10 protein-coding genes are annotated in these 14,898 nt (G+C 68.7%); 9 read left to right on the forward strand and 1 reads right to left on the reverse strand.

Annotated elements, in window-relative coordinates; all coding sequences use genetic code 11:
* From ACFXKN_RS01100 to ACFXKN_RS01140, 9 genes are read left to right on the forward strand one after another with little or no spacing between them, the layout of a single operon-like run.
* Entirely contained in the window at positions 1–5,232 is a 5,232-nt protein-coding gene (locus ACFXKN_RS01100) for a glycosyltransferase (RefSeq protein ID WP_379432114.1), read from the forward strand.
* A 4-nt stretch (positions 5,233–5,236) separates the two neighbouring features.
* Positions 5,237–5,650, forward strand: a complete 414-nt coding sequence (locus ACFXKN_RS01105; RefSeq protein ID WP_379432115.1) for a hypothetical protein — start codon at positions 5,237–5,239, stop codon at positions 5,648–5,650.
* Entirely contained in the window at positions 5,647–6,480 is an 834-nt protein-coding gene (locus ACFXKN_RS01110) for a polysaccharide deacetylase family protein (protein WP_379432116.1), read from the forward strand. The genes ACFXKN_RS01105 and ACFXKN_RS01110 overlap by 4 nt, the downstream gene beginning before the upstream one ends.
* A gap of 2 nt (positions 6,481–6,482) precedes the next feature.
* A complete protein-coding gene (locus ACFXKN_RS01115) occupies positions 6,483–7,427 on the forward strand; it encodes an NAD-dependent epimerase/dehydratase family protein (protein ID WP_379432117.1) in 945 nt (314 codons plus the stop codon).
* Positions 7,428–7,465: 38 nt separating this feature from the next.
* Positions 7,466–8,545 (forward strand): GNAT family N-acetyltransferase, encoded by a 1,080-nt coding sequence (locus ACFXKN_RS01120; RefSeq protein ID WP_379432118.1) that lies wholly within the window; start codon positions 7,466–7,468, stop codon positions 8,543–8,545.
* Positions 8,546–8,564: 19 nt separating this feature from the next.
* A complete protein-coding gene (locus ACFXKN_RS01125; protein WP_379432119.1) occupies positions 8,565–9,557 on the forward strand; it encodes a beta-propeller fold lactonase family protein in 993 nt (330 codons plus the stop codon).
* Positions 9,554–10,396: a family 16 glycosylhydrolase gene (locus ACFXKN_RS01130; RefSeq protein WP_379432120.1), complete on the forward strand. Its 843-nt coding sequence runs from the start codon at positions 9,554–9,556 to the stop codon at positions 10,394–10,396. The genes ACFXKN_RS01125 and ACFXKN_RS01130 overlap by 4 nt, the downstream gene beginning before the upstream one ends.
* A 4-nt stretch (positions 10,397–10,400) precedes the next feature.
* Positions 10,401–11,552: a GNAT family N-acetyltransferase gene (locus ACFXKN_RS01135; RefSeq protein ID WP_379432121.1), complete on the forward strand. Its 1,152-nt coding sequence runs from the start codon at positions 10,401–10,403 to the stop codon at positions 11,550–11,552.
* Positions 11,549–14,173 carry an HAD family hydrolase gene (locus ACFXKN_RS01140; RefSeq protein WP_378948866.1) on the forward strand — a complete coding sequence of 875 codons (2,625 nt, stop codon included), beginning with the start codon at positions 11,549–11,551 and terminating at the stop codon, positions 14,171–14,173. The genes ACFXKN_RS01135 and ACFXKN_RS01140 overlap by 4 nt, the downstream gene beginning before the upstream one ends.
* Here the strand turns inward: ACFXKN_RS01140 and ACFXKN_RS01145 are convergent.
* Entirely contained in the window at positions 14,158–14,856 is a 699-nt protein-coding gene (locus ACFXKN_RS01145) for an ANTAR domain-containing protein (protein WP_378948869.1), read from the reverse strand. The genes ACFXKN_RS01140 and ACFXKN_RS01145 overlap by 16 nt on opposite strands.
* Positions 14,857–14,898 lie beyond the last annotated feature (42 nt).

The following is a 14,898-nucleotide window of genomic DNA, read 5'->3' on the forward strand; positions in this document are numbered from 1 at the left end:
ATGGCACGGCGACGAGCGCTGTCGGCAACGCCAGCACCGGCCATGCTCGGCACGTTCGCCCGGGATTGGCGTAAACCACTGCTGCGCAACGGCATACTGCTGACGGCCAGCTCCGGGCTGTCAGCGCTGATCGGGTTCGCCTTCTGGGCGCTCGTCGCGCGGCACTACGACGCCGCCTCGGTGGGCAGCAACGCGGCCGTGATTTCGATGGCGGTGCTCGCCGCCACGGTTGCCCAGCTGAACCTGTCCAGTGCCATGGTCCGGTTCGTGCCGACCGCGGGGCGCCGCACGACCGCGCTGATCGCGGGGGCACATGTGGTCAGCGCGAGCCTTGCTCTGATCATCGCCGTGGGTTCGGTGCTGGCGGTCGGGGTGTTCGCGCCCGGCACGACTTTTCTGTCCGACGACCGGGCCCAGGTGCTGTTCGTCGCGGGCACCGTCGCGGTCACCCTGTTCGTCCTGCAGGACGGTGTGCTGGTCGGATTGCGGCGCACTTCCGTTGTCCCGCTGGCCAACATCATGTTCGCGGTGACCAAGCTGGTGCTGGTCGTAGCCGTGGCTTCGACGTTGCCTCGCTATGGCATCTTCGCGTCGTGGACGGTGGCATCGGCGGCCATCGTCGTGCTCGTCGGCGCCTACCTCTTCCTGTGGGCGATCCCCCGCCGGGTCCGGGCAGCGAATCTCACCGAGGCGCTGCCGCCGATGCCGCAGATCGCTCGCTTCGTGACAGTCGACTATGTCGGATCGGTGTGCTCGATCGGTGCGGCGATGCTGTTGCCCATCCTTGTGCTCCACGCACTCGGCCCCGTGCCGACCGCCTACTTCTCGATCGCCTGGGCCATCGCGAACGTCATCCACCTGATCAATGTCAATTTCGGCACTTCCCTCGTCGCGGAATCCGCTGCCGATCCGTCACAGCTGGCTCGCAATGTGCATCAGATCCTGGTCCATGGCGCCAAGTTGGTGCTTCCGATCGTGGCCGCGGTGCTCGTGCTCGCCCCGGTCGTGCTCGCTATCTTCGGCAGCGAGTACCGCGCGGGTGCCGATGTGCTGCGCGTGCTCGCGTTCGCGGCGGTTCCTGGTCTGCTGGTCTCGACGGCGATCAGTTCGGCACGGGCGCATCGCCGGCTGGGTCTGCTCCTGACGATCCAGGCATCGAACTTCGTGCTCACTGTCGGCCTGGCGTGGGTATTGCTGGACCTCGTCGGCGTGGTCGGAGCGGGGGTGGCCTGTCTGCTGAGCCAGACCTCGATTGCCTGCGCACTGCTCGTGCGCCGCGACCTCTGGTGGTCCGTCGATGCGCCCCGGACGATGGTCGCAGCGCCGATGTCGGTCCGGTTACGCAGTGCGGCAGCACTTTTCGTGCTCAGGGTGGCCGGAGCCACGCGTCGACGGAAGGCCCTGGACCGAGCGAGGGCAGTGTTGCGCAGGCCGGATTCCGCCGACGCGAGTCGCGACCTGGTGCGTCGGGCCGCACGGCTGGATACCGATGTGCCCTCGAAGGAATGGACCCGCGCCCGGCCCGTCCGGACGGTCACCGATGTCGCGGTCGCCTACCTCGGTCACGGTGACGGTCCGCCGACCGCGGTCCTGAAAGTCGCAAGGTCTCCGCTGGCCGCCGCTGACCTGCGCCGGCAACGGGAGATCCTGTCCGCCGACTCCCCGCTCGGCGACTGGCCCTTGCTCCCCCGCGTTCTCGCGTTCGGCGACGACGCCGACGGGGTGGCTTCCATCGAGACATACCATCCGCGCGTAGACCTGACCACGGTCCTGACCGCGCACCCGGACCGGCTCGAGGCCCTGACGACGCTCGCGCTCACCTCGATCGACGAGTTGCACCGCCGCACAGGTCGCCTCGCCGTAGTGGATGACACCATGCTGACCCAATGGGTCGACGAGCCCGTGCACACCCTGACCGAGATGTGCCGGACCCTCTCCCCCGCATCGATCGACACTGCTGACCGGATCAGGACCGTGGTGCGCGCGGCACTGGCCGACCACACCATGGTGATCGGCTGGGCGCACGGCGACTTCCACAGCGGCAACGTCTTGCTCGAATCCGGGCGCGTTACCGCCATCATCGACTGGGGTGGCGCTCGGCCGGACTGGCTCTGCGCGCTCGACGCGTACCACCTGGTCTTGACGGCATCCTGCACCGTCGAACAGCGCGAACTCGGCTCGGTGCTGGCCCGGCGGTTGCGCGCAGGTGGCCTCACCGAGCGCGAACGTCGTCAGCTCGACCTCGTCGGTGGTGCCGCGGCGCGCGGCGACCCGCTGGACGAGCGGATAGCGATCCTGCTGACCTGGCTGCATCATGTCGCGGCGTTGTCGCGCACATGCGGTGTCTATCGCGAGCACCGCGTCTGGTGGGCCCTCAATGCCGAACCCGTGCTGCGCGCGTTCGCCGACCTCGCCCCGAAGCTCGAGGCACAGCAGCGCGCCACGGAACTCGTCGGTGCCGCCGACCGATCGGATCGGCCGGTCTCGGCAGCCGCTGCGGCACCGGCAGATCTCGTGGAATTCGAAGCCGAATGGGACCCCGACGCCGCACCTGCACCCGCACCGGATCACGGAGGGCGGTTCGACCAGCTGACCGTCTCGGTTGTCATCTGTTCCTATGCCGAGGACCGTTGGGACACGTTGGTTCTCGCGGTCGCCTCGATCCAGGCGCAGTCGCGGCCCGCCGAGGAAATCGTGGTGGTGATCGACCACAACACAGCGCTACTGGATCGCGCACGCACCCTGCCCGGCGTGACGGTCGTTGCGAACCGCGACGCGTCAGGGCTGTCCGGCGCCCGCAACACCGGAACAGCGGTCAGCACAGGCGATATCGTGGCGTTCCTCGACGACGACGCCTTCGCCGACGCCGACTGGCTGGCCGAACTCGCCGCGCCCTACGCCGATCCCGCTGTGCTCGGTGTCGGCGGCCTGGTCACCGCGAACTGGCTCACAGCACGGCCGTCCTGGTTTCCCCCAGAATTCGACTGGGTGGTCGGCTGCAGCTATCGCGGCATGGCCACCGGGCGCGCGGCGGTGCGCAACATGATCGGCGCCAATATGTCGTTTCGGCGTGAGCTGCTCGTCGAATCGGGCGGATTCCATATCGACCTCGGCCGGGTGGGGACACGGCCGCTCGGCTGTGAGGAGACCGAGCTGTGCATCCGCCTGCAGCGCGGCCACCCGGATGGCGTGCATGTCTATGAACCCGCGGCGCGGGTGTGGCACAGCGTCCCCGGCACGCGCGCGACGTGGTCGTATTTCCGCTCGCGCTGCTATTCCGAAGGCCTGTCCAAGGCGAAAGTCAGTGTTCTCGCGGGCTCCGATCGAGCCTTGGCCAGTGAACGGTCGTATCTGCGATCGACGGTGCCGCTGGGGGTGCTGCGCAACCTCGGTGCCGGATTGCGCGGGCGCCTCTGGGGATTCGTCACCGCGGTCGTGATGATGGTGGGGGTCATGGCTACCGCGATCGGCTATGCCGCGGGCACCCGCGCGGGACATCGCACACCGGCGGCGCGACCCGCGTTCCGGCGGACCGGCGCCTGGCGCTACATCGGTGTGGCGGTAGCGACAGGGTTGTGGCTGGTTTCGCTGCCCCGCATCGAGCTCGATCGCATCGGTGACTACGGCCTGCTGCCGCTGCTGCCGTTCACCTTCTGGGCGGCACTGGCTGTGCTGCTGGTGAGTTTCGGTGTGCTGGTGCAGGCAAAGGCGACGACGCGGCTGTTGGCCGCGCATGTTGTCGTCCTGATCGCGATAATGCACGCGACGCCGTCGGTGACTTATGAGACGCTGCGCTATTCGTGGGCGTGGAAGCACGTGGGCATCGTCGACTTCTTCCAGCGGCACAACGGCGTCGACACCACGCTGAACGAGCTGGCGGTGTACCAATTCTGGCCGGGCTTCTTCAATCTCAACGCGATGCTGGTGAAAGCCGGTGGGTTGGAGTCCTCGCTCGGCTACGCCGCCTGGGCGCCGCCGGTGTTCAACCTGCTGCTGATCGGCCCGCTGTATCTGATCTTCGCGACCTTCAGCACCGATCGGCGCCTGATCTGGTCCGCGATCGTGATCTACGTCCTCGGTGCGTGGGTGGGCCAGGACTATTTCGCTCCACAGGCCTGTGCGAACTTCCTGTACCTCACGATCGTGGCGCTGGTGTTGCGGTATCTGCGCCGGGAGTCCATGGGCTTCGACCGGCGGGTGATCGTGGTGGTCGCGATCGTGCCGATGATGGCGGCGATCGTGCCGACCCATCAGTTGACGGCGCCGATGGTCATCCTGGCGCTGGGTCTGCTCGCCGTGTTCCGTGTGCGGCGAGTCTTCGTGTTGACGGTCCTCATGGTCGCTATGACGGTGGGCTGGGATCTGCTCGTCGCCGGGCCATGGCTGAGCGAGAACCTCTCCGGCCTGCTGGCGAACTTCGGCAACGCCGAGTCGAATGCCGGGGCGAATTTCATCGATCTGGATGCGGGCAGCCGCAGTCAGGTCGTGGTCGCCGAGGTCGACCGTGCGCTGAGTGCCGCGATCTGGCTCATGGCCGTCATCGGGTTCGCCCGTCGTTTCCGCGGGCGCGGTGAACTCGCGCTGCCGCTGCTGGCCGTCGCACCGCTGCCGCTGATCCTCAGCAACGACTACGGCGGTGAGATGGTCTTCCGGGTCTACCTGTTCGGGCTGCCCTTCGTGGCCTTCTACGCGGCGGCCGCGTTCTTCCCACGCCCGGCCGTCGACGCGCCCCGCTCGCGCGGACGCCGGTTCGGTCGGCTGGTGCTGCCGGTGGTGTTGCTGCTGCTCGTGACGGGGTTCGGTTTCGGCTACTACGGCAAGGAGCAAACGGCCTACTTCGCGCCGGAGGAATACGCGGCGGCTCAGTTCGTCTACGGTATCGCGCCGCGCGGGTCGCTGGTCATCGGCGCGACGAGCGGCTTTCCCTGGGCGTTCAAGAATTTCGAGTTCTACGACCACATGTGGTTTGCCACCTTCGACGCCGATGACCGGGAAGACATTGTCGCGGAGCCGGTCTCGCAGTTGGGCGACATGATGTCCGCGCAACGTCATCACCACTCGTACCTCATCCTCACCCGCAGCCAGAGCGCCGGGATGACGCTGTCCGGTGACCTACCGCGCGACGCGCTCGACCGGATCCAGCAGACGCTGTCCGAGTCACCGAGATTCACCGAGCTCTACCGGAACACGCACGCCGTGGTGTTCACCCTGACCCAACCGGCACCGGAGTGAGAACATGACGCGAATTCCCGTCGGCCTCAGCCGGTTTCGGCTTCCCGATCCCGCGGCATTGCGACGTGGTCTGCGTGCGACGTCGGCCGCCACCTGGGTGCTGGCCGGTTCGGGCTGGGTCACGCTGCTGTGCGTGCACGCCATCTCCCCCGATTCGCCGCTGTCGGTGCTGCGGACGCTCGTCGTCTTCGCGTTCGTGCTGCTGTGTCCCGGTCTCGCCGTCGCGAGATTGCTGCCGTTGCGGGAGGACATCGAGGTCTGGGTGGTGGGAATCGCGTTGAGTGTGTCCTTCGGCCTGCTGGTCAGTGTCGCGTTCACGGCGGCGCGCGATGATTCGATTACGTCGCGGTTGGTGTCGTTGGCGGTCATCACCACCGGGGCGGCGGCGGTGCGGATCTATCGATCGGCGCGGCCATGACCATCGTCCCGATCCTGCTCTACCACTGCGTGTCGGTCGATCCGGCGGGGTGGATCGCGCCCTATGCCGTGTCGCCACGGACTTTCGCCCGGCACGTCGAGCTGATGGCGGCGAGCGACCGGACGCCGATGACCGTCACCACCCTGACCGACGCGCTCCGCGATGGCCGGGCGCTGCCCGCGCGCCCGCTGCTGGTGACCTTCGATGACGGCTTCGCCGACTTCGCCGACGCCGCACCGGTTCTCGCCGCCCATCAGATCCCGTGCACGCTCTACGTGACGACTGGCGCACTGCGCGGACCGCACCAGTCCTCGCGGCTGTGCCTGCCACCGGCCCGGATGCTGGCGTGGTCGCAACTTCCCGAACTGGCCGAGCACGGCGTCGAGATCGGCGCCCACACTCACACCCATCCGCAGCTCGACACCCTGCGAGAACGGGTGGCGGCGGCCGAGATCCGCGAATGCAAGGACCTGCTCGAGGACGCGATGGGCCGGGAAGTCCGCAGCTTCGCCTACCCCCACGGCTTCCACTCGACACAGGTCCGGCGCCAGGCGCAGTTAGCGGGCTACACCTCGGCAGCCGCTGTGGGCGATGCGTTGAGCTCGACTGCTGACGATCCCTTGGCGCTGGCCCGGCTCACTATTCGCTCGACGACCACCATCGACGAGCTGACAGCCTGGCTCTGCGGCCGAGACGCTGCTGTCGCGCCCTATCCGGAGGCGTGGCGAACCAAGGCGTGGCGAACCTACCGCCGATTGCGCGGTCACCGATCGACGCGCGGAGTCATCACGATGCCCGGCCAGTCATCGAGACCACCAGGAGGTACCTGACCATGCGCACCCTCGTTACCGGCGCTGCCGGATTCATCGGCTCGAATCTGGTCGACAGTCTGCTCGCCGACGGCCACACTGTCGTCGGTATCGACAATCTCGTCACCGGTCGAATAGGCAATCTGGACAGTGCGTTTCGGCACGACACGTTCACTTTCGCCGAGACCGGCGTCGACCGGCACGAGCTCGCCGAGATCGTGCGCGCGGTGGCACCGGAGGTGGTGTTCCATCTCGCGGCCCAGGTCGATGTCCGCAAATCGGTCGGCGATCCCTGCTCCGACGCGGGCACGAATGTGCTGGGCACCATCAATGTGGCCGAGGCGTGCAGGCAGGCCGGGACTCGCCGTGTCGTCTTCGCCGCCTCCGGCGGATCCCGCTACGGCACCCCCACCGCGCTGCCGATCGGCGAGGACGCACCACCCCATCCGCTTTCGCCGTATGCGGCCGCCAAGGTCGCCGGTGAGCTGTACCTCGCCGCGTATGCCGACATGTACGGGATGGCACCGATCAGCCTCGCGTTGTCGAATGTCTATGGGCCACGCCAGGATCCGCGCGGGGAAGCAGGCGTCGTCGCGATCTTCGGCTGTGCGTTGCTGCACGGACATCCGGGGACCATCTACGGCGACGGCACCGCCACCCGCGATTACGTCTATGTCGGTGATGTCGTCGACGCGTTCCGGAGCGCGGGCGCGGCGCCGGAATCACTGACCGGCACCTTCAATATCGGCACCGGAGTACAGACCACCACCACCGAACTGCACCGCATGATGGCGGCGGCGCTGGGCATCGACGATCCCCCGGTGTACGCACCGGCACGGACCGGGGAGATCCAGGCCATCGCGCTCGATCACACCGCGGCCCACCAGAGCCTGGGCTGGGATCCGCACGTCGACATCACCGCCGGGATCGATCACACCATCGCCTGGCTGCGCGAGACCTCGATCTGAGCGGCAGCGCGGCTGTCACCGCGTGAACGGAGCTGGACATGGCGCCAACGACAACCGCGATCGGCTCATCGGCACCCAGGGTGACCGTGGGGGTGCCACGAGATGTGTGGGCCGAGCTGCACCGAGCGGACGCGCACTCGGTGCCTACCCAGACGCCGCAATGGCTGGACTGCCTCGTCGCGACGGGGAACTACCGGGACGCGAGCCGACTGTACGAAATGCCGGACGGTCGCCGGGCGCTGCTCCCGTTGGTTCGACGGACCTATCCGACCGGCGGGTCGACGATTCTGCAGTCGCTGCCCAAGAGTTGGGGGTACGGCGGGCTGATCGCGCCCGACGGGGTCGCGCCCGATCTCGTGTCCGCGGTGTTCGACGACTTGTCCGCGACACCGGCGCTGCGGATACACATCCGCCCCAACCCGGTGCACGCCGCCGCGTGGGCCGAGGTGGCCGCGGCGCGCACCGGCGTCACTGCGGTGCCCGCACGCGCGCACATTCTGGATTTGGAGGGTGGTTTCGAGCAGGTGTGGCAGCACCGGTTCAAGGCCGCGACGCGCACCGCCGTCCGGCGCGCCGAGCGGGCCGGGGTGAGGGTCGAGACCGACACCACCGGCCGCCTCGTTCCGGTGTTCTACGACCTATTGCAGCGCTCCTTGGATCGGTGGGCGCGACAGCAGCACGAACCCGTGCGGCTCGCCAGACTCTGTGGGCGACATCGGGATCCGGCAGGCAAGTTCGCTACGATCGCCGCGCACCTCGGTCGCGGATGTCAGGTGTCGGTGGCCTGGTTCGATGGCCGTCCGGTGGCTGCGATCCTTGTGTTGCGCTGCGGGGCGAACGCGCATTACACCCGCGGAGCGATGGACGAATCGCGCGCCTTCCCGACGGCGAACCGGCTCCTGCACACGGTGGCGATCGAAGACGCGTGCCGCAGCGGCTGCCGTAGTTACCACATGGGAGAGTCCGGTGCCTCGCCCGGCTTGGCCCGATTCAAGGGCTACTTCGGTGCCGAGCCCTACGACTATTGCGAGTACTGGCTCGAGCGCGTCCCTGTCTATCGCGTCGACCAGGCTCTGCGGGGCTGCGTCAAACGCGTGATCGGCTTCCGCGATGTCTAGGCCCGCGCTCCGAGCGCGCGTGCGTGCGGCTCTGTTGGTGAGTGTCGCCGCCGCGGTCGTGGCCGCCTGTGGGACAAGCGTGCCCGGCCCTGTCGATCCTTTGCCGGGCGGCCGCTACGTCCTGCTGGCCAACGCGCAGACCAGCGACGTGCGCGTGCTCGACGCGTCGACCTGGGCCGGTCAGGGGGAACCGATCGAGGTCGGTCCCATCCCGTCCGACGTGGTGGTGAGTCCGACCGGCGACCGGGCCTATGTCGTCAGTCCCACGGCCAGCGTGATCACGGTGGTCGACATCGCCACCCGCCGCACCGTCGGTGACCCGATCCGGGTCGGCACCTATCCGGCGGGCGTGGTCGTCAGCCCGGACGGGGGTCGCCTCTACGTCGCGGGCGGTGAGACCGACGACGTGCGCGCCTACGACACCACCACCCATCGCATGGTCGGCAAGCCGATGAAGATCGGCGACGCGCCGGGCGGTCTGGCGATCAGTACGGACGGACGGTGGATCTTCGCCACCAGCCAATACCAGAACGACGTGCGCGTGATCGACACCGAGGCGCTGGCCGTTGTGGGCAACCCGATCGTCGTCGGCAAGGCTCCGGCGCGGGCGGTGGTGAGCCCGGACGGGCGTCGGGTCTATATCGCCAACGCCAATTCCGACGATGTCTCGGTCGTCGATACCGACACCCGGCGGGTCGTCGGGGAGCCGATCCCGGTCGGGAGCTATCCGACCGGGATCGTCACCAGCGCCGACGGAAAGCGTGTCTTCGTCGCGAGCCAGAACTCCAATGATGTGCGCGTCATCGACACGACGACACTGCGGGTGATCGGGGAACCGATCAAGACCGGCGCCGCGCCCGCCCAGATGACGGCGAGCCCGGACGGGCGCCTGCTCTACGTCGCCAATGTGTACTCCGACGATGTGACCGTGATCGACACCCGGACACTGCGGGCAACCGGCTCGGGCCCGGTCGGCCGGACTCCACGAGGCATCGCGGTGGTGGCGATATGACCGTGCGGCACCATCGTGCGTCCTCGCGCGTCGGCATCGTGGTGGCCGTCGCCCTGCTCGGTGCCGGCTGCGGCCAGGCCTCGACGACCGTCGACCAGACCCGGCCGGCATTCGCCGACGAGTTCGACGGCCCGCCCGGCGCAGCACCCGATCCGTCGATCTGGCGCCCCGATGTCGGCGGAACCGGCTGGGGCAACGAGGAATTGCAGTATTACACCCGCGGCGTCAATACCGCGCTCGACGGCCGGGGAAACCTCGTGATCGAGGCGCGTGAAGGATCGGACGGGCACTCGTGCTGGTACGGGCGCTGCCGCTACACCAGCGGAAAGCTGACGACCCGGCAACGGCGCGGTGTCGCCTTCGCCCAGAGCTACGGCACGTTCGAAGCACGGATCCGCATGCCGAGCGGGGCCGGGCTCTGGCCCGCCTTCTGGCTATTGGGCGAGAACATCGACGCCGTCGGACATCCGGCGGCGGGCGAGATCGATATCGTCGAAACGCTCGGCGCGCGAACCGATTCGGTGGAGCAGCACGTGCACGGGCCCGGACTCGACTTCGGTGCCGAATTCCGCCTCCCGGCCGGACAGTCGGTGACGGACTGGCACACCTACGCCGTCGAGTGGGCGCCGGACCGGATCACCTGGCTGGTGGACGGACAGGCCACGCGCACGCTGACCCGAGCCGAAGCCGGTCCGGGCTGGGTCTTCGATCACCGGTTCTACCTGCTGCTCAATCTCGCCGTCGGTGGCGAGTGGCCGGGGTCGCCGGACCGCGACACCGTGTTCCCGGCCCGGATGCTCATCGACTACGTCCGGGTCTATCCCGGGGAACGGTACTGAGACGATGACAACGCTGACGTGGGACGTGCAGACACCGCGGGGCCCAGCGCGGGTGACCAGTCCGGCGCCACGCGCGGTGTGGGACGAGATCGTCGCCGCCGATCCCCTTGCGGGGCCGTCACATCTGCCCGCCTGGTCCGACTCCGTGTGCCGAGCCGACGGCTGGACCGAGGCCAGCAGGCTCTACGAACTGCCCGGCGGCAGGCAGGCCGTGCTACCGCTGGTTCGCCGCGCCTTCGCCGGATCACCGGGCGACCCGAAGCTGCTCACCGTGCAGGCCTCGTTCCCGCACGGTTGGGGGTCGGGTGGAATCGTGGCACCCGGCGGTGCCGGGGTCGGCGATGTCGCGGTGGTCCTGGCCGATCTCGCCGCGGGCCGAGAGCTCCAGACTTTGCTGCGGCCCGGTTTCGCAGCGGCCGCGGCCTGGCGTGAAGCATCGTCGGGGGCGAGTGGCCGTGTCCCGGTTCGGATTCCGGTGCAGACCCATGTGCTCGACCTCGGCGGCGGGCTGGATGAGGTCTGGTCGCGGCGGCTCAGTTCGAAGGCGCGCACGGGCATTCGCAGTGCCCGCCGCAAGGCAGACAGTGCCGGGCTGGTTATCGAGGTCGGTAGTTCCCCCCAGTTGGTCGAGGACCTGTACGACGTGTACCTGCGATGGGTGGCCCGGCGGGCAGTGCAGCGGCGGATGCCGCGCCGGGTGGCCCGGCTGCGGGCGATGCGGGCCGAACCGCTGCGCCGGTTCCGTACCGTCGCAGCGGCATTCGAGGATCAGTGCCGTATCTGGGTGGCGCGCCTGGACGGGATCCCGATCGCCGCCGCCATCGCGGTCTTCCATGGTGGGGTCGGTGTCGGCTGGCGTGCGTTCAGCGACCGGGAGCTGGCCGGGCCGCTGCGGGCCCATGAGCTGATGCAGTTCTTGGCCGTCGAACATGCGTGCCGGATCGGGTGCCGCTACTTCGACATGGGCGAATCGGGCGGAGTCAGCACGCTCGCCCACGTCAAGGACCGGCTCGGCGGCACCCGGCAGCATCTCGCCGAGTACGCCTTCGAACGGGTTCCGCTCAGTCGCTTCGACAGTGGGCGCATCGCACTGCGCGGCTACGTCGAGCGCCGCGTACTGACGATGGACCACGCCGCGGATCGACCTCGCCCATGAGTGAGCGGGTGGCACCGCTGGATCTGCTCTGCACCGCGCAGACGGTCACCGACCTGCTGGGCCGGGCGATCGCCGACCGGGACCGGCTCGACACCTTCTTGCTCACCGCAGGATTGAACCAGCTGGTCGAGGATCACCTCCATCCCGATCCGCTCCAATTGCACCGCGCCGCTGACTTTCTCGACGACAGCGCTGCCTGGGGTGCCCACCTCGCCGCCGCCCTGGCCCGCGGCACGGCGCTGGTGCTGGGCCCGATCGCTGTCGGCCGGGGTGCGGGCGAGCTGTGGCGGCTGCGCGACGCGCTGGGCGAGATGTCGATCCGGTGCGGACACGCTGTCTTCGATCCCGCCGCCGACCTGTCGATCGGCCGCACCACGGCAGTGCGGGCAACCCGGCGGCTGCGCGCGGACCTCCTGCGGATTCCCACGTGTTTCCGCAGCTTCGACCAGCACCCGGACGACGTCGTCGAGCTTGCGCACCGGTTGCTGAAGGACGTCGAGCGCTCGGCGCCGATCTGCGTTGTCGGGGTTCGGACCTCGGGAAGTTATCTGGCTCCGCTGTGTGCCGCCGCGCTCGAGCTCGCCGGGGCGACGGCAGTGTCTGTGTGCACCTACCGCCCCGGCCTGCCATGGCGGCGCACCGAGGCGGCGCAGCTGCGCGCGGTCGTGGCCGCAGGCGGCACGATCGTGGTGATCGACGATCCGCCGGTCACCGGAACCGCGTTGGCTCGGACGGGACGAGCCGTCGAAGAGCTCGGCATCCCCGCACGCGCGATCGTCTTGCTGCTGGCCTTGGCCGGAACCGATCCGCCGACGACGATCCGGTGCTGGCACACGATCACGCTGCCCTGGCCGCAGTGGAGTGTGCACCAGCGGCTGACCGAGGAGGCTGTCGGTGCGACGCTGGCCGGGCTGCTCGGCCCGGGACACGAAGTGGTGGCGCGGCATCGGCCCGGAGCGCACGGACGCAGCCGGGCTCGCGTGCGCGAACGGTACACGGTGGAGATCACCACCGGCAGCGACATGATTCGCCGCGAGATCGCCGTCGAAGGCGCGGGTCTCGGCTACTTCGGGCGGCACGCGCTGGCGGTGGCAGCCGCCCTGCCTGGCCATTTTCCTTCGGTGTACGGGCTCGTCGACGGCTTGCTCTACCGCGACTGGGTTCCGGGTACCCACGCACCTGCCGAAAGCGCGGCGGCCGAGCAGATCGCTCGCTATGTGGTCGACCGTCGGCGTGCGCTGCGGGTCGGTGCCGACCCGACCACCCGATTGCGTGGACGCCGGCCGGCCTGGGAGGTGGCGGCCGGGCTGCTGAGCCGGGAGTTCGGCCGGCTCAGGCCTGCCGGGCAGACCGTGCTCATCGATCGAATCGTTCGCCACCTGCTGCGGGTCGACACGGCGAGCATCCCCGATGGCCACACCCATGCCCGCTACTGGTTGCGCGCCGAGCCGACCGGACCACTGCGCAAGGTCGACTTTCACCAGTTCTCCTTCAGCAACCTGGAAATGACCTGCTACGACGCGATCTTCGACCTCGCGGGCGCCGCCGCCGATCCCCCCTCCGGCACCTTCGAATCCCAGCTGCGCAGCGCCTATCTCGCGCAGACCGGCGAAACGGTCGATCCCGAAAAGTGGCTGCTGTATCGGCTCACGCAGCTGTGGGGGCTCGGCTGGGCCGACGAGCTGGCCGGTCCCGACCTCGAAGACCGTTGTGCGGAGGCCGTGCACGACTACCTGTCCACGGTCTTCGCTGTTCCCCAGCCGGCGAGCACCAGGGCGGCGGCCCCGATCTGCGCACTCGACCTCGACGGAGTCCTCGAGACCGATCCGCTGGGCTTCCCGTGCACCACGCCGGCCGCCGCGTTCGGCTTGCGGGCCCTGCTCGTGCACGGGTATCGGCCGGTTCTGGTGACCGGACGCAGCCTGCCCGAGGCAGTGACCCGGTGCCGACAGTTCGGCCTGGCCGGCGCGGTGGTGGAGTACGGCACCGCGCTCTACGACCACCGGAATCGGCACTGCGCCGACCTGCGTGACGGCAGCGCCGCGCAGACCGATCACGAGATTCGCCGCTACCTCGACGCGCACGATGGCATCGAGGTGGACCGGCGCTACCGCTACAGTGTGCGCGCCAGGTCGCAACGCGGACCGATCCCCGCTGAGCTGACCCGCGCGATCACCTCGATGACCGACGGAGCGGTGCGCGTCGTCGTCGGGGCGGGGCAAACAGATTTCGTCCCGCACGGGATCGATAAGGGCACCGGTCTGCGCGCACTGTCGGCTCGGCTCGGCGGTCATGTCGCACTGGCTGTCGGTGACACCAGCGAAGACCTGCCGATCTTCGCCGAGGCCGTGATCTCACGAGCGCCACGCAACGCCGACGACGCGGTGCGCGCCGCCGGAATTCCGCTGACCAGAGGCTCCTACCAGTCCGGATTCGCCCAAGCGTGTGCCGCGCTGCTCGGGCACCGACCGGGCAGCTGCCCGCTGTGCCGCCTGCCCGACCTATCTCCCCGGACTGCCGCACTGTGCGGGGTGCTCGGGCTGCGGGAGAACGGCGTGTGGGGACTGGCCACCCGCTCGGCCGTCCTGGCCGCTGTCGCAGCCACTCACAATCGCAGATGAAGTTCGACGATCGCGCTCGCCACCGACTGCACGGTGACATGGTGGCGGCGGGCATGGTTGCGGATCAGCGCGAACGCCTGGTCCATATCGATGGTGTTCTCGTTGGCGAGGATGCCCTTGGCCTGCTCGATCACGATCCGTGTGTCCAGGGCTCGCTGAAGCTGCTCGGTGAGCTGCCGCTGGTGGTGCTGGACGGCGGAGTTGACGAGGTACCCGCCGACGATATCGGCCAGCGCCCGTGCGGCCTCGAGGTCGGCGCTGCACCATGATCGCTGTTGGGCGGCGTAGAGGTCGAGCACCCCGACCCCTTCGGTGCCGTGGGTGATCGGTATGGCGGCTACCGCGGCGATACCGGCTCGCCGGGCGGCGGCCACGTAGCCCGGCCAGCGCACGGTGTATTGCCCCACATCGGTGACCGGCACTGTCACCTGGGTCGTGTGCGCGACGCAGCACGGCCCCGACCGAAACTGCTCCTGACATCGCTCCAGCTCAGCGGCGGGTTCGGAGGCCGCGGTGACGTAACGCAATTGTCCGCTGGTCGCCAGACTGACTCCGGCTCCCGTCAGGTCGAGAAGTGCGGTGACGGTCTGGGTCAAGTCGAGCAACACCGCATCGGTGTCGTTCGAGACCGGCAGCCGGGCGAACCGTGACACCGCCCCGATAAACGATTCGATGTCATCCACACGCAAAATCCTCAGCTCGCACAATCAGCTATCTCACCGTTA

This window comes from Nocardia sp. NPDC059195, assembly GCF_042754695.1.
GTDB lineage: Bacteria > Actinomycetota > Actinomycetes > Mycobacteriales > Mycobacteriaceae > Nocardia.